The sequence below is a fragment of the Streptomyces cyaneofuscatus genome, assembly GCF_042718795.1.
GTDB classification, from domain to species: domain Bacteria; phylum Actinomycetota; class Actinomycetes; order Streptomycetales; family Streptomycetaceae; genus Streptomyces; species Streptomyces cyaneofuscatus_A.
In genome coordinates, this window is record NZ_JBHXOX010000005.1 from 184,004 (window position 1) to 199,582 (window position 15,579).

12 protein-coding genes and 1 CRISPR repeat array are annotated in these 15,579 nt (G+C 70.8%); of the genes, 6 read left to right on the forward strand and 6 right to left on the reverse strand.

All coding sequences use genetic code 11. From position 1 onward, the window contains the following. Positions 1-262: 262 nt before the first annotated feature. The 6 genes from ACFWRT_RS07005 to ACFWRT_RS07030 all read left to right on the forward strand — a co-directional run bounded on the left by ACFWRT_RS07005 (position 263) and on the right by ACFWRT_RS07030 (position 10,738). Positions 263-2,269, forward strand: a complete 2,007-nt coding sequence (locus ACFWRT_RS07005; RefSeq protein ID WP_380950430.1) for a hypothetical protein — start codon at positions 263-265, stop codon at positions 2,267-2,269. A 33-nt stretch (positions 2,270-2,302) separates the two neighbouring features. Then, positions 2,303-2,923, forward strand: a complete 621-nt coding sequence (locus tag ACFWRT_RS07010) for a hypothetical protein (protein ID WP_380950431.1) — start codon at positions 2,303-2,305, stop codon at positions 2,921-2,923. 359 nt (positions 2,924-3,282) lie between these two features. Further along, positions 3,283-3,555: a CRISPR direct-repeat array (repeat unit 29 nt; unit sequence GTGGTCCCCGCGCAGGCGGGGGTGTTCCG). A gap of 705 nt (positions 3,556-4,260) precedes the next feature. Next, complete coding sequence (locus tag ACFWRT_RS07015) at positions 4,261-4,482, forward strand: hypothetical protein (RefSeq protein ID WP_018510296.1); 222 nt, start codon at positions 4,261-4,263, stop codon at positions 4,480-4,482. 189 nt (positions 4,483-4,671) lie between these two features. After that, the gene (locus ACFWRT_RS07020; RefSeq protein ID WP_380950432.1) at positions 4,672-5,481 is read left to right on the forward strand and encodes an HlyD family efflux transporter periplasmic adaptor subunit; all 810 of its coding nucleotides are present in this window, start codon (positions 4,672-4,674) and stop codon (positions 5,479-5,481) included. Continuing rightward, complete coding sequence (locus ACFWRT_RS07025; protein WP_380950531.1) at positions 5,478-7,760, forward strand: NHLP family bacteriocin export ABC transporter peptidase/permease/ATPase subunit; 2,283 nt, start codon at positions 5,478-5,480, stop codon at positions 7,758-7,760. The genes ACFWRT_RS07020 and ACFWRT_RS07025 overlap by 4 nt, the downstream gene beginning before the upstream one ends. Positions 7,761-7,768: 8 nt before the next feature. After that, a complete protein-coding gene (locus tag ACFWRT_RS07030) occupies positions 7,769-10,738 on the forward strand; it encodes an NHLP bacteriocin export ABC transporter permease/ATPase subunit (protein ID WP_380950433.1) in 2,970 nt (989 codons plus the stop codon). A gap of 115 nt (positions 10,739-10,853) precedes the next feature. Here ACFWRT_RS07030 and ACFWRT_RS07035 read toward each other — a convergent pair whose 3' ends face one another. From ACFWRT_RS07035 to ACFWRT_RS07060, 6 genes are all read right to left on the reverse strand, one after another. Further along, the gene (locus tag ACFWRT_RS07035) at positions 10,854-11,501 is read right to left on the reverse strand and encodes an OmpA family protein (protein ID WP_380950532.1); all 648 of its coding nucleotides are present in this window, start codon (positions 11,499-11,501) and stop codon (positions 10,854-10,856) included. Between the two features lie 8 nt (positions 11,502-11,509). Next, positions 11,510-12,130, reverse strand: coding sequence for a hypothetical protein (locus ACFWRT_RS07040; protein WP_018510301.1), 621 nt, complete (start codon positions 12,128-12,130; stop codon positions 11,510-11,512). Positions 12,131-12,159: 29 nt separating this feature from the next. Then, positions 12,160-12,771, reverse strand: coding sequence for a pilus assembly protein TadG-related protein (locus tag ACFWRT_RS07045; RefSeq protein WP_380950434.1), 612 nt, complete (start codon positions 12,769-12,771; stop codon positions 12,160-12,162). Then, positions 12,771-13,001: a hypothetical protein gene (locus ACFWRT_RS07050; RefSeq protein ID WP_380950435.1), complete on the reverse strand. Its 231-nt coding sequence runs from the start codon at positions 12,999-13,001 to the stop codon at positions 12,771-12,773. Before ACFWRT_RS07050 ends, ACFWRT_RS07045 begins: the two co-directional genes overlap by 1 nt. Before the next feature lie 204 nt (positions 13,002-13,205). Then, positions 13,206-14,096, reverse strand: coding sequence for a response regulator (locus ACFWRT_RS07055; RefSeq protein ID WP_380950436.1), 891 nt, complete (start codon positions 14,094-14,096; stop codon positions 13,206-13,208). A 66-nt stretch (positions 14,097-14,162) separates the two neighbouring features. Next, complete coding sequence (locus ACFWRT_RS07060; protein ID WP_380950437.1) at positions 14,163-15,551, reverse strand: sensor histidine kinase; 1,389 nt, start codon at positions 15,549-15,551, stop codon at positions 14,163-14,165. Positions 15,552-15,579: the final 28 nt, after the last annotated feature.

Here is a 15,579-nt window from a genome sequence, read left to right on the forward strand (position 1 = left end):
GCGTACCGAGCGACCGGCGGGTGCGGCGTGGGCCCACGGACCCACGGACGGCCCAAAGAGCGAGGCGGGAGCCGGCGCCCGGCCGGCTTGGGCCCGAACTTGGGGCCGGGGACCCGCGCCCGGGGACGTTTCCCGGCCGTACGCTCACGGCCGACAGTCAGCACGCGCACAGCGTTTCGGGGTGCCGGGTGCCGGGTTGCGGGTTGCGGGTTGCGGGTTGCGGGTTCGGGGAGAGGTTGCACCGGTGAGCGGGGGCGGCGGCATGGGAGACAGAAGCGCGGGCCACATACCGCCAGGACGCCGGGGTGCAGGGGGCTCCGGCGCCCTGGCAGGCACCGAACTGGGCGGCCGCTTCTTCGCGTTGACCCGGAGCTGGGCGACGGGCGCGCTGGTGTACCTCGGCGCCGGATTCCTGACGAGCCGGGTGCTGCTCGAACTATTGGGCAGCGAGGCGCGGTTGGAGTCGTTCGGCTGGCGGCTGTCCCTGCTGCACATCCCCGCACTCGCCGTCACCCTGCTCACCGTCCTGGCCGCCGCCCGCATGCTCCCCGACGAGCACCGCGACTCCCGCGCCCTCTACCTGCTCGCCGCGCTGGCCGTACCGCTGACCGGTCTGGCGTACGGCTTCGCGGTCTCGTGGGAGGCGGTGGGGATCGAGGGCGTCCTCATGCCGGTGGTAGCGCTGGCCACGGGTGCGGCGTCGGGCCTGGCCATCGACCGGCTGCTGGAGGAGCGCGCCACCCGGCCCGCTCCCCCGCCGACGTACTCGTACAACTGGCGTGAAAGCGGCGCCACGGCGACGGAGTACCTGGGGGTCGTGGTCCTCGTCGTGACGCTGGTCGGCGCGATGGCGATGGCGGGGGTCGGCGGGCAGATCGGGGAACGTATCCGCTGCGTGATCAGCGCGCTGGCCGGGGGCGGGGGTGGCGGGTCGTGCACCACGGGCGGCGGGGATCCGCAGGCGCAGCCGAGGACGGACGCCGACTACGAGCCGAAGATGTGCCAGATCTCGTCCGTCTCGGACAAGGCGGGCGGCAAGGTCAAGATCGGCTGGTTCGAGTGGGGCGAGGAGTACGGCTTCCAGCAGAAGGTCTCCCAGGCCGGCACCGACGTCAACGGGGACGGCACGGTCGACGGGAACGACAAGGTCGTCTCCATGACGTTCACCGACGCGGCCTCCGCCGGGGTCACGGCCAGTACGCCGGGCGCGAGGCTCGGGAAGCTCGGGAAGGCGGACATCGACATCGGCGGCGGCATCAAGATCACCAACGGTGACACCTGGATCTTCGCGAGCGAGGAGGAGGCGCAGAAGATGCGGGACGACATCGAGGAGATGAAGATGTGGGAGACCGCCACCAAGCACGGTGGCGGGTACGGGGGCAACTGGTACTCCGGCATGAAGTGGGCGGAGAAGAAGGAAGACATCGAGCGGAAGATCGGCGACAAGAAGATCTCGTACTCGACGGTCGCCCTCAACGCCTATGCGGACGGCGGCCTTTCGGTGAAGGGCGGCGACGAGGACGAACTCGGCGCCAAGCTGGGCGGGAAGGCCACGTTCTCACCCGAGGTGACGATCACCAAGGACGACGTGAGCGGCAACGAGTCGTACACGTACACCGCCAAGCTGACGCTGGAAGGCAAACTCAGCGGCAACACGGGCCCGGTGAAGGGCATGTTGAGCGGCGGGCAGAACCGTACCGGCGCCATCACCGTCACCCGCGACCAGAAGACCGGGAAGATCGTCCGCATCGACATGACGCAGACGGTGGAGACCGACTCCCCCTCCGGCAAGGTCGAAGTGGGCGGCGACAACGGCGAGACGGGGGCGGACAAGCGCGGAGGCAAGGGCAGTGTGTCGGACCCCTCGGGCGAGAGCGGCATCGACGTGGTGACGAACTCGATCGTCTTCGGCAAGGAGACCGACGCGGCCGCCGAGGCGAAGCGGGCCGTCGCCGAACAGTGGCTGGACGGCTCCGGCAACAACACGGCCCCCTTCGCCTACCTCTTCGGCGACCGAGGCATGGAGACCCGCCCGACGGGCAACGATCCTTTCGCGCAGCTCATGTTCGAGGACGGCCTGTCCAGCACGATGCGCTACCTCGGGGAGACGGACGCGCAGGAGTTCGGCTTCGAGATCTCGCTCGGGATGAGCCTCGGGTTCGCGCTCTCCGACGAGCAGAAGAAGGAGACGCTGACGGACGCACGGTTCCTGGGCGCACCGCGGGGTGACGGCCGCACGTATCTTCCGTACAGCTACTGCGCGAACTGACGGCCGCCGAGCGGACGGTGGACCTGAGAGGCGATGACGATGACGAGAAGGCTCCCTGCGGGCAGGCGGGCCGCGACGGCCACCCTGGGCCTGTCCCTCCTCCTGGCACTGACCGGCTGCGGCGACGACGCCGACGCCGCAGCCGATGGCAAGGCCCCGGTCCCGGCGGGCTGGTCCACCCTGGACACGGACAGCCTGAGCGTCGGCTACCCGAAGGACCAGGGGTACGTGGAGCAGCCGGCGGCCGAGCGGAGCAGGAGCAACGCGGCGGTGGCGCTGAAGGTGGAGGACGGCATCCGCACGGGCATGGTCTCCGTCCAGCTGAACTTCGCCACAGGCGTGAGCGACGCGGCCGAGGCGGCGGCCGCGGCAGGCGCCGGCATCGGCCTGAGCTCCACCCGCAAGGCGACGGAGGACGTCCGCCTGGCAGGCCCTTCGACCGCCCGTGACGCCCGGGACGCCCGCCGCATCGACTACGACTTCACGGCCGACGGCAAGGAGGACACCCCGAACAGGGGCACCCCGATGACGGGGGTCCTGGTGGCGGGCGTGGACTCGGGGGGCGTGCCGTTCGTGGTGCGGCTGAACGCGGCGAGGGACACGGTGGACGGGGAGGACTTGGACGCCTTCGTGGGGTCGATCACGGTGAAGTAGGGGGAGGCTGCGGACCGTTCAGGGCTTGGGGGTGCACAAGGGCGCACCACTGCGGCTCGCGGGTCTACCTACTGAGCTGCACGGACGAACGCCCGGCCGCTGCACCTGCACCCCGCACCTGCGCCCGCCTCGGATGCCCCACCTTCTGCCCGAACTGTCCGCTGCACCTGCCCCAGCTCCGGCCGCCACGCCGGATGCTGGCCCGTGCGGCCACCTCCACAGGAAACGCCGCAATGCCCGACCGGGGCTTCTGATCACTTCGCCCGACGGACATTCCCACCTCTGCGAGGATGGGCAGGTGGCGAGGGCAGCGAAGGGTCAACAAATGGCAAAGCCTCTCTAACGTCGCAGGTCAGGAAGTGGTCCCCGCGCAGGCGGGGGTGTTCCGACGTTCTTCAACTGGTGCGTGGACGAAGAGGAGTGGTCCCCGCGCAGGCGGGGGTGTTCCGACGGGCGCAGGACACCCAGACCGCTGGGTGGGGTGGTCCCCGCGCAGGCGGGGGTGTTCCGGACTCGCCGCGATGGCGAACATCGTCTTCAACGTGGTCCCCGCGCAGGCGGGGGTGTTCCGCCCCGCCTCCCTAGGGGTGGGAGACGGGGCTCGTGGTCCCCGCGCAGGCGGGGGTGTTCCGTCGGGCCTTCCGCTGGAAACTCTCGGCGGTTCGTTCCCTGCGCAGGCAGTCGTGTTCCGTTGAGCCCCTGGATGAACCGGGTAGTAGCGGGCGGACCTGAGGTCGTGCGGCCTGAGGTGACTGGTATGGAAAGGCCGTATCGGATAAAGCCGCACCAGCCAGCTGCGTACTGCCTGGAAATGTGGCACAGAACGGTCCAGCACCGAGCGCTGAACACGTAAAGCGACAGCGCGCACACTCCCGGGATACACTCGTCGGTAATTTAGCCCCTCTTCCATGGATCTCCACCGCGGACGCGCAGCATTCACATTCCGTCCCGCTTTCGGTTTCCGTTCCGATTGAGGTCGGGGTATCAGGAAGGAGAGGGGGGCATCCTCGGTGCCGGTCGCCGTGTGGATTGGTCTTTCACCTGGCAGATCGTGTGAAGAGACACCACCTCCCCCATGACCGCCTCTTCACCTCAAGGCAATTCCCTGTCGCCATAAGCCCTCTTCCGCTTCGGTGTGATTGGCCGCCTGGGCGGAGTGCGTGCTTTGATCCATCGCACTGCGGCAGTCGGCCCGGCGATTTCACCCCAGGGAGCCACAGAAGGGATTCATGAATCCTGCTCAGCTTTCTACGGCCGTCGCAGTTCGACGGGTCAGAGAAATCCTCCGAGCCGACCACCGCACGCCCTCGAAATATCCATGTGAAGGGAAGCTCCTCATGAACTCCACCCCCCAGGTCCCGACCCAGGTCATCTCCGACGCCGACCTGGACAACGTGTCCGGTGGCATCCTCAACGGTTCCCTGAACAACAACGCCCTCGGCCTGGCCGCCGACGCGCCGGTCTCGCTGTCCGGTGCGCTCCAGGCCGCCACCGGCACCGTCGACGCCGCCACCGGCCTCAACCTGCAGGGTGTCTCGGGTCTCGTCTCGGGTCTCTGATCCGGCCGTGTGCCGTTGAACGGCACACTTCACGGCAGTGATGCCCGGCCGCCGGTTCTCCCCATACCGGTGCGCCGCCCCGTGTGCCCCGGATCCCACCGGATCCGGGGCACACGGGGTACCCCGTTTCTCCCGCTCTCCCCTAGGCAGTTGAGTTGCGGCAAACGATGGCAGTCGAGGAAGAGTGTCGTGCGCTTTCGTCAACAGGCCCTTGCGAAGCTGCAGTCCCCGGAAGACATCGACCTGCCCGTGCGTTACGCCCGCCCGCGCGGCGGGCTCGTCCTCGTCGTCACGCTCGCGGTCATGGCCGGCGCGGCCTTCTGGGCGGTGACCGGCACCGTGTCCTCCACCCTCAGCGCCTCGGGCGTCCTCACCCACGCGCAGGGCAGTTACGTCCTCCAGAGCCCGGTCGCCGGGCAGGTCACCGATGTCCTCGCCGAGGAGGGCGAGCGGGTGGCCGCCGACACCCCTCTCGTGAAGGTCCGTACGGCCAAAGGCAGTACCGTCGTCCGCACCCTGGCCTCCGGTCGGCTCACCGCGCTCGCCGCCACCATCGGCTCCGTGATCACCCCCGGCGCGGACGTGGCGGCCGTCGAACGCGTCGCCAAGGCCGACGACCCGCTCATGGCCATGCTGTACGTCCCCGCCGGGAGCGGCGCGACCGTACCCGTCGGCGCCTCCGTCGACCTCACCGTGCAGTCGGTGCCCACCCAGCAGTACGGCGTGCTCCGCGGCACGGTCGAGTCCGTCACCCGGACCGCCCAGACGCGCCAGCGGATCTCCGGCTTCCTGGGCAGCAGCCAACTGGGCGAGCAGTTCTCCCGGCAGGGGCCGTCGGTCGCCGTGCTCGTCCGTCTCTCCACCGATCCGGACGGCGGCGAGTCCGGCTTCACGTGGTCGTCCTCGCAGGGCCCGCCCTACCGGCTGGACTCCATGACGCTGGCCGGCGGCTCCATCGAACTCGCCGAGCAGCATCCGATCGAATGGCTGCTTCCATGACCGCTCCCGGCCCCTCCTCCACCCACAAGAGCACCCGCAAGAGCAGCCACAAGCCTCATAGGCCTCACAAGGGCCGGACGACCCGGCCGGCCCGTAACCCCCGTAAAGCCGTCCCGCCCGAGCGGCCGAGGAGCGTCCGTACCCCCACCGTCCTCCAGATGGAGGCCGTCGAGTGCGGTGCCGCCGCCCTCGCGATGGTGCTCGCGTACCACGGGCGGCACGTTCCGCTGGAGGAGCTGCGGATCGCCTGCGGGGTGTCGCGCGACGGCTCGCGCGCCAGCAACGTACTGAAGGCGGCCCGCAGTTACGGCCTCCGAGCCACCGGTATGCAGATGGAGTCCGCCGCCCTCGCCGGGGTGCGGGCGCCCGCCATCCTCTTCTGGGAGTTCAACCACTACGTCGTGTACGACGGGCCCGGCCGTCGCCTCGGCCGGCGCGGCGTGTACGTCAACGACCCCGACAAGGGCCGCCGCTTCGTGCCCGACGAGGACTTCGACACCAGCTTCACCGGCGTCGTCCTCGTCCTGGAGCCGACCGGCGAGTTCCGCCGGGGCGGCCGGAAGCCCGGTGTCCTGCGGGCCGTCCCCGACCGGCTGCGCTCCACCCGGCCCACCCTGCTGGCCGCGCTCCTCGCCAGCCTGCTGCTGGTCGCCGTCGGCGCGGCGGTGCCCGCGCTGAGCCGTACGTACATCGACATGTTCCTGATTGACAATCAGACCTCGGTGCTGGGGCCGCTGTTCGGATCGATGGCGGTCATGGTTGCCCTGACTGCGGTCCTCACCGGGCTCCAGCAGGCCAATCTGCTGCGCGGGCGGATCATCTCCTCCACCCTCGGCAGCGCCCGCTTCCTGCGCCATCTGCTGCGGCTGCCGGTCACCTTCTTCTCCCAGCGCAGCCCCGCCGACCTCGTCCAGCGGCTCCAGTCCAACGACACGGTCGCCGAGACGCTGGCCCGGGACCTCGCGGCGGCCGGCGTGGACGGCGTCGTCGTGATCCTGTACGCGCTGCTGATGTGGACGTACGACCCCCAACTCACCGTCGTCGGCGTGCTCATCGCCCTCCTCAACATCGTCGCCATGCGCGTCGTGATCCGGCTCCGCGCCGCCCACACCCAGAAGCTGCGCGCCGACACCGCCCGGCTGACCAACACCTCGTACACCGGCCTCCAGCTCATCGAGACGATGAAGGCCACCGGCGGCGAGGACGGCTACTTCCGACGGTGGGCGGGACAGCACGCCACCACCCTGGACGAGCAGCAGCGGCTCGGCGTGCCGACCGCCGTACTCTCCGTCGTCGCGCCGACGCTCGCCACGCTCAACAGTGCGCTGATCCTCTGGATCGGCGGGCTGCGCGCGGTGGAGGGGTACATCTCGATCGGGCTGCTGGTCGCCTTCCAGGCGCTGGTGGCGCGGTTCAGCGCGCCGATCACCCGGCTGAACGGAGTGGCGGGCCGCATCCAGGACTTCGCGGCGGACGTGGCGCGCCTGCGGGACGTGGAGAGCTTTCCCGTCGATCCGTTGTACTCACGCGATGTGCCGGAGACCGGCACCCGCCGGCTGACCGGACACGTCACCCTGGACAACATCACCTTCGGGTACAGCCCGCTCGACCAACCGCTGCTCACCGGCTTCTCGCTGACCGTCGGGCCGGGCCGGCAGATCGCCCTGGTCGGCGGGTCCGGCAGCGGCAAGTCGACCGTCTCCCGGCTGATCTCGGGCCTCTACAGCCCGTGGGAGGGGACGATCCGCATCGACGGGCAGCGGCTGGAGGACATCCCCCTGGGCGCGCTGGCGGCCTCGGTCTCCTTCGTCGACCAGGACATCTTCCTCTTCGAGGGCACGGTCCGGGACAACGTGGCGCTCTGGGACCCCTCGATCACCGACGAGGCCGTGGTCACGGCGCTGCGCGACGCGGAGCTGTACGAGGACGTCATCGCCCGGCGCCCGGAGGGCATCCACGGGCGGGTCGAGCAGGACGGCCGCAACTTCTCCGGCGGCCAGCGCCAGCGGCTGGAGATCGCCCGCGCGCTGGTGCGGCGGCCGAGTGTCCTCGTACTCGACGAGGTGACCAGCGCCCTGGACGCGCGGACCGAACAGGCCGTCATCGCCAATCTGCGGCGCCGCGGGTGCGCGTGCGTGGTGATCGCGCACCGGCTGAGCACGGTGCGCGACAGCGACGAGATCGTGGTCCTGGACCACGGGACGGTCGTGGAGCGGGGTCGGCACGAGGCGCTGGTCGCGGCCGGCGGACCGTACGCCGAACTGGTCAGGGAGCACTGAGCGCCGACATGACGTACGTTCCGCCTCCGGGCGCCTCCATGGCACCTGCCGCCGCCGCAGCCGATCCGGTGGTCCACGCCTTGGGCGGTCTCGGCTCACCGGTCGAGGGCGCGGGCCTGGGGAGCGTTCCGCTGGAGGGGCCGCAGGTGCTGTGGCTGGTGGTGGAGGGCACGCTCGACCTGTTCGCGGTCGACGCGCACCAGCAGGGCCACTGGCACTTCCTGGGCCGCCTCGACCCGGGCGGGCTGCTGCTCGGGCCGGTGGAGGGTCCGCAGCACACGCTGCTCGGCCGGCCTTCCCAGGACTGCCGGCTGCGGCGGATCCCGCTGCGGGAGCTGTGGCGGCCGGCGCCGTACGGGGATCAGTCCTACGGGGGTCAGTCCTACGGGGGTCAGTCGTACGGGGGTCAGTCGTACGGGGGTCAGTCGTACGGGGATCCGTACGGCCCCTCGTACGGTGACCCGTACGCCCCCGCCGGGCCGACGCCGCTGGAGCACGCGGTCTCCCTCGGGGCCGGGCGCGGCACCGGTGTGCTCTCCGCCGCGCCCCTGGACGGCCGCCCCGCCTCCGGCTCCGGGGCCGGGTCCGGGTCCGGCGAGGCCGTGTCCGACGACGATGTGCTGTGGCTGCCGGTACCGCCGGGGAGCGTGCAGTACGGCGCGTCCTACAGCGCGGAGGCCGCCGGCGACCTGCTGATGGACGCGGAGCTGTGGCAGCGGATGGTGGACCAGCAGTACCGGCTGCTCACCGCCGTCGACCGCTGGATCGAGCAGGTGGAGCGCGCCCACGAGGACCGTACGGCCGCCGGACTGCGCGCGGGCGAGGCGGTCCGGGCCAGCGCCGACCAGGCGCTGCTGGCCTCGATCGGGCGGCCGGGCGGGGGTGGTGCGGGGGCCGGTGGCGGGCCGGGTGCCGGGGACGATGCCACGTACGCCGTGTGCCGGCGGGTCGCGGCGGCGTCCGGGATCACCCTGACCGAGCCGCCGAAGGGCGCGGCCGGGGACAGCGACCGCATCGGTGCGGTGGAACGCATCGCGCTCGGCTCCCGGGTGCGCACCCGTGCCGTGCGGCTCGACGGGGCCTGGTGGCGCAACGACGCGGGGCCGCTGGTCGGGCAGCGCGCCAAGTCCGGGGCGCCGGTGGCGCTGTTGTGGCGGCGGAGCCGGTACGAGGCGGTCAACCCGGCCACCGGCAGCCGGATCCGGGTCGACGAGGACAACGCGGAGGACTTCGCGGAGCGGGCGGTGATGTTCTACCGGCCGCTGCCCGAGAAGCCGATGCGCACGGCCCGGCTGCTGCTGTTCAGCCTCCGGGGCACCCGGGCGGACCTGCGTAACCTCCTGATCAGCGGGCTGGTGACGGTCGGGCTCGGCGCTCTGGTGCCGATCGCGACCGGTCAGGTTCTCGGTACGTTCGTGCCCCGGGCGCAGACGGATCTGATCGCGCAGGTGTGCCTGGTCCTGATGATCACGAGCGTCGTCGGCGCCACGTTCATGCTGCTGCAGAGCCTGACGCTGCTGCGGATGGAGGGCCGGATCGAGAGCACGCTGCAACCGGCCGTCTGGGACCGCCTGTTGAGGCTGCCGACGAGGTTCTTCGCCGAGCGCTCGACGGGCGAACTGGCGAGCGCCGCCATGGGGATCAGCGCGATCCGGCGGGTGCTGGCGGGAGTTGGGCCGGTGGCCGTACAGGCGGGGACGGTCGGGGCGGTCAACCTCGGGCTGCTGCTCTTCCACAGCGTGCCACTGGCGCTGGCGGCGATCGGCATGCTCGTCGTCATCGCGGCCGTGTTCCTGGCGCTGGGCCTGTGGCAACTACGCTGGCAGCGGCGGCTGGTGAAGCTGAACAACCGGCTCAACAACCAGGCGTTCCAGACCCTGCGGGGGCTGCCGAAGCTGCGCGTGGCGGCTGCCGAGAGCTTCGCGTACGCCGCCTGGGCCAGGGAGTTCGCGCGTTCGCGGGAGATGCAGCAGAGGGCCGGGCGGATCAGGAACATCACGACCGTCCTCGACTCGGTCTATCTGCCGCTCTGTTCGCTCATCATGTTCATGCTGCTGGCCGGTCCGGCGCGCGGGACGATGTCGGCGGGGGCGTTCCTGACCTTCAGTACGTCGGTGACGATGCTGCTGACGTCGGTGACCCAGCTGACCGGTGCACTGGTGTCGGCGGCCGCCGCGCTGCCGATGTTCGAGCAGGTGAGGCCGGTGCTGGAGGAGATGCCCGAGGTGAAGGGCGCGAGCGCCCGGCCCGGGGTGCTGTCGGGTGGCATCGAGGCTCGGAAGCTCTCCTTCCGGTACGCGGAGGACGCGCCGCTGGTCCTCGACGACGTGTCCCTGGAGATCCGGCCCGGCGAGTTCGTGGCGGTGGTGGGGCCGAGCGGCTGCGGGAAGTCGACGCTGCTGCGCCTGCTGATCGGCTTCGACCGGCCGGAGTCGGGCAGTGTGCTGTACGACGGCCAGGACCTGGCGGCCCTCGACCAGTCGGCCGTACGGCGTCAGTGCGGGGTGGTGCTGCAGAACGCCCAGCCGCTGACCGGGTCGATCCTGGACTGCATCTGCGGTACGGAGTCCTTCACGCAGGAGGAGGCGTGGGAGGCGGCCGAGATGGCGGGGCTTGCCGAGGACATCCGGCGGATGCCGATGGGGCTGCACACGATGATCGCCGGGGGCGGTGCGATCTCGGGGGGTCAGCGGCAGCGGCTGATGATCGCGGCGGCGCTGATCCGGCGGCCGCGCATCCTCTTCTTCGACGAGGCGACGAGCGCGCTGGACAACGAGACCCAGCGCACGGTGATCGGGAGCACCCAGCGCCTGGACGCCACCCGCCTGGTGATCGCACACCGGCTCTCCACGGTGATGGACGCGGACCGGGTGGTGGTGATGGCGGAGGGGCGGATCGTGGAGCAGGGGCGGCCGGGTGAGTTGTTGGCGCGGGCGGGGGGCCATCTGCGGGAGTTGGTGCGGCGGCAGTTGGCGTGATGGGGCGAGGGCCGGCATGCGGGGTGGTGCGGCGGCAGTTGGCGTGATGGCGGAGGGGCCGGCATCGCGATGGCTTCGCGGTGCCGACCCCTATGCCGTACGTACGAGGAAGAGGTCAGGAACCTTCGCCGCGCGGGAAGGAGACCTCCACGCGGCGGTTCTTCTTCCGGCCTTCTTCGTTGCTGTTGCTGGCGATCGGGTACTGCTCGCCGTAGCCCCGGATCTCGTACGTGATGGTGGGGCCGAGCGCCTTGGAGAGGACCCCGTGCACGGCGTCGGCGCGCTTCTTGGAGAGCACGTCGCCGTGGGCGGAGGAGCCTAGGTTGTCGGTGAAGCCGAAGACGCGGACCTTGGTGGCGTTCTGCTTCTTGATCTCGTCGGCGATGGCGGCGATACGGGCGTTGGCGGCGGAGCTCAGCTTCGCGCTGTCCTTGCCGAAGAGGACCTCGGCCTGGAGCGCGAACTTGATGTCGGCGTTGCTGTCCTCGCGGCGCTCCTCGCCGCCCAGGTCTTCGACCACCTGGACGATGTCGAGGACCCGGCCGGGGGCGAGCGTGCCGCCTTCCGGCATCTTGAGGTCGGGATCGTCCGGGTCGACCGGGACGGGTGGCTCCGACGTCGCCTGCGTTCCGGGCGGAACGCTCGGATCGTCGTCGGCGTACGACGGTGACGCCCCGAGCAGCGTGGTGCCGGCGATCAGCACGACGACCGCGACGGCTTGTCCTACGTTGCGCGCCATTCTTGGGCGCAGGGTGGTCTTCATGTCCGCACTCACCCAGAAATCTTCAGCGAGGTGGTGGCGAAGGTCGGAAGGGCGAAGTCGACTTCGGTGGTGGTCTGCGGCGGCGCCGGGAACTGCATGAAGATCGGGGCTGTCTTACCCGGGGCCAGCGAAGTGATCGCCGTGGTGCACAGGCACCGCGAGTCCGTGTCCCTGAGCACGTAGTAGCGCTTCTTGCCCGCCTTGTCGACGAGCGTCGCCCCGGCAACCGAATTGGGGTTCTTGTTGACGATGTTGACCTCGGCACCGGACCAGGCCGATGTGGCCCGCGCCTGGTCACCCTCGTTGGTGATCGCTCCCTGGACCGTGAGGAATCCGCCGGTATCCCGCTTGACCTCGTTGATGACCAGGACGAGGCCGCCCTGCCCGCGGGTCTCCGCAAGCTTCACGTCCGGGTCCACGTTCTCGCCGGCCGCCGTGTCTTCCTGCTGCGGCTCGCCCTTGTCCTCCGGCACCGAAGGACTGGCCGGGGCGGACGGGGCTGTGGATCCCGTGCTCTGAGGATCCTCGCCTCCGTCGTCACCACAGCCGGTGAGGGCGAGGGCCAGGGCAGCCGTGACCGTCACGGCCGTCATCGCCCTTCTGGTCATCGTGATCCGCCGCATGCTCATGGTCCGATTCCTCTACTCGTCGTTCGCTGTCACTGGTCGACCAACCGCACATCGAAGAGATCTTTGCTCACACGGGACCAGTCGGGCCGACTGCTCGTGGAGATCTTGAAGACCTCGCCGTTTCTGCACGTGAAGATGTACAGGTCCTTGATTCCGTCATTGGTGGTGTCGAAGGCCTGCCATGTGCATCGGAACTCGATGAGGGCGGTCGCCGTGGCCTTCGCGAGCGTGCGCCCGGACCCGGGGAGGACCGGCGAGTCAACGGGTTGGCGTCCCTCGACCCCGACGGTGACCTTGTAGCGGTGGTATCCGTACTCCACCGCGCAGGACCGCTGGTCGTTCCCGTTGGCGTCTGCCAGTCGTCCCGCCTCGGCGCAGGGGCGGTAGCGCGTGAAGGGCTCCTGCAGGAACAGGTCCAGCGTCTCCAGCGGGAGGGCGGCGATGAACCCGGTCTCCATGTCCTCGCGAGCAGCCTGCGCGGCGGCCAGGGCGGCCGCGTCCGCCGCTCCCTGAGACCCGTTGCGCAATGCCGATGCCTTGCCGACAGCGAAGAAGGCGAACGCGAGGAAGAGCAGACCCGCCACCATCACTACGTAGATGGGGAAGGCCTGCCCTACGTCGCCGCGTTGGCGCGTACGCATCAGCCAGAGGTGATGGAGGTCACCAGACCGTCGATACGGTTCGAGATGTTCCCGCCGATGCCCGCGGCGGCGATCGCGCCGATGATGGCGACGACCACCAGGACGATGCCCAGGTACTCGAACGCCGTCTGCCCCCGGTCCTTGTCCGCGTAACGCCTCTGGATGGCGCTGACGGCCGTGTTGGCCCAGCCGTTGACGCGGGCGGCGGTCTTCAGGGTGATGTCCGACATGGTGTTCCCCTCCTGGTTCGGCCGGTCGTCTGCCGGCCGGCTCGGGCGTTTCCGCGGTGGCGTCCCCGGTACCGGCTTCCTCCTGGTCGGTGCCGGGGGCGACGGGAGAAACATAGGGGGGAACCGCCATGCGCACAGAGGGTCCGTGGGCCCATTCCCGGGCCCAAATCGCCTTCTGGGCCCCCTCGTCGGGCAGTTGGCCGGTCATGGGTGCCGTCCGGGGTCCCGGGGGGCCGTGCCGAGCCAGCGGGCGATCGCCTCGCTGCGGCTGGTGCTGTGGAGCTTGGTGAAGATGCGGTTGATGTGGTTCTTGACGGTCTTCTCGCTGATGAAGCAGGTGGCGGCGATCTGCTGATTACTCATTCCGGACGCAATCAGCTCCATGACCTCCACCTCCCTCGAACTCAGCCCGTACTGCTGCCTGTTGGGGGGAGAGACCGGCCCCCCGGATACAGAAGACTGTCCCACAGGAGGTTGCAGTTGCGAAAGGGTTTCGGAATGTTCGCGCTGCCGGAAGGGCTCCTGGACGGGCCTCCGCACCGGCGCCGTCGTGAGGGCCGCGCCCAGGCCGTCCGGCAGCGGAGGCCGCTCCGGAGCCGTGCCGTGGCGCATGTGGGCCAGCAGGGCGTCGGCGGCCGTGGCGGTGAAGTGGGCGCGGCCGTTCCTCGTGTCCCGTACCGCCTGTACCAACTGGTCCGCCGTGAACTCGCCGTGCACCAGGTAGCCGCCCGCGCCCAGCCGCAGGGCCTCGTGGACGATCTCGCTCTCGCGGCTGTACGTCAGCATCAGTACGGGGGCGATGCCCACCAGGTGCGGCAGCGCCGAGATGCCGTCCACGCCGGGCATCCGGACGTCCAGCAGGACCACGTCGGGGCGGTGGTGCAGCGTCTTCTCGTACGCCTCCCGGCCGTCCGCCGCCTCCGCGACGACCTGGATGTCGGCCCGGCCCGAGAGCAGGACGCCCAGGCCGGCACGGACCACGGGGTTGTCGTCGGCCACCACTACCCGGAGCCGGGCCGTGGCGGGAGCGGGGGGCAGGGCGGGGGGAACGGTCGCGGGGTGCGGGGGGACTGGTCCGATGACATCGTCCGGCATGCTGCGGCCTCCTCTCCGGGTCGGGGGGTGGGGGTCGGGGGGTGGGGCGGTCGAGGGATGGTGCAGTTACGGGGATGGCACGTGGGCGGCGGTGGCGGCAACGGCCACCTCGGCGGGCGTCGCGGTGGCCGTCGGGGCGAAGGGCGGCGGAGGCGTCGGCGGGGGTGCCAGCGCCGCCAGCGGGAGGTCCACCCGGACCTCCGTCCCCCGCTCCGCCCTGCCCCGGCCGATCCGGATACGGGCCCCGATCGACGCCGCGCGCTCCACCATGCCGACCAGGCCGAAGTGGCCGGCCCGGCGCAGGCCCTCCAGGGTGGTTCCGGCGGGGAGGCCGCGGCCGTCGTCGTACACGCTCACCCGCAGCACGTCGCCCTTCACCCCGGCCAGGACGACCAGGTACGTGGGGTCCGCGTGGCGGTGCGCGTTCTCCAGGGCCTCCGAGGCGACCGTGAGGAGCTGGCGGGCCACCGCCTGCGGGACGGGCGGGACCGGGGTGTCCTCGGCGAGGCGGCGGAACGTGGCCGTCACCGGGTGGCGGGCGGTGAAGTCCGCTGCCTGGGCGGCCAGTTCGGCCACCAGGTCCACGCCGCCCTCCAGGCCCTGTTCGCGGCGCAGGTCCGTGAGCAGCTCCCTCGACTCGGCGGCGGCCCGGCGCGCGGCCCGGGCGACCAGCTCCGCCTGGTGGCGTACGGTCGACGGGTCCATCCGGTCGGCCGAGCACGCCAGGCCGTCGGCGGCCAGGGCCAGGCCGTGCAGGGTCTTGGCCACGGAGTCGTGCATCTCCCGGGCCAGGCGGGTGCGTTCGCCCTCCACCGCCTCGTTCACCGCCAGCCGCGCCCGGGTCTCGGTGAGCGCCTGGGTGGCCGTCCCGAAGCGGAGGAGCAGGTTGCGGAGCGTGACCCCGACCGCTCCGGCGATCACGCAGAAGCCGGGCAGGAGGAGGCCGGTGGCGCCGCCCGCCTCCAACTTCGGGACGCTCGCGTACACGCCGAAGACGATCACCACCTGGAGCGCCGCGAACACCGCCGCCCCGCGCCAGCCCTGGACCAGACCCGCCAGCAGCGGGGTGCAGACCGTGACGTACGCGAGGGTCGACTCGGGGGTCGCCGTGATCAGCAGGAGCGAGCCGAAGGCCACGTCGACGGCGAGGAGCCAGGGGTGGCGCAGGAGGACGGGGCCGAAGCGTTCCCAGTCGCGGAACAGGACGTACGAGCCCATGAAGGTGACCAGGACCGCCGAGCCGATGAACCAGGTGGGCAGGCCGGGGGCGGTGTGGTCGATGGCGTACGGGGTCGCGATCGCGATCATCGCCAGGCGGAAGCCGAAGACCTGGCGGCACATGGCCTGGAGGGCGTTGACCTGGATGGCGAAGGCCGGAGCGGCCGGGGTGCCGGCGTGGGCCCGGGTCAGGTCGGCGGTCAGGCCGGTCCCGGATCCGCTCAGTTGATAGGTCATGCCCCTGTCACCTCCGCCTCATCCCCCG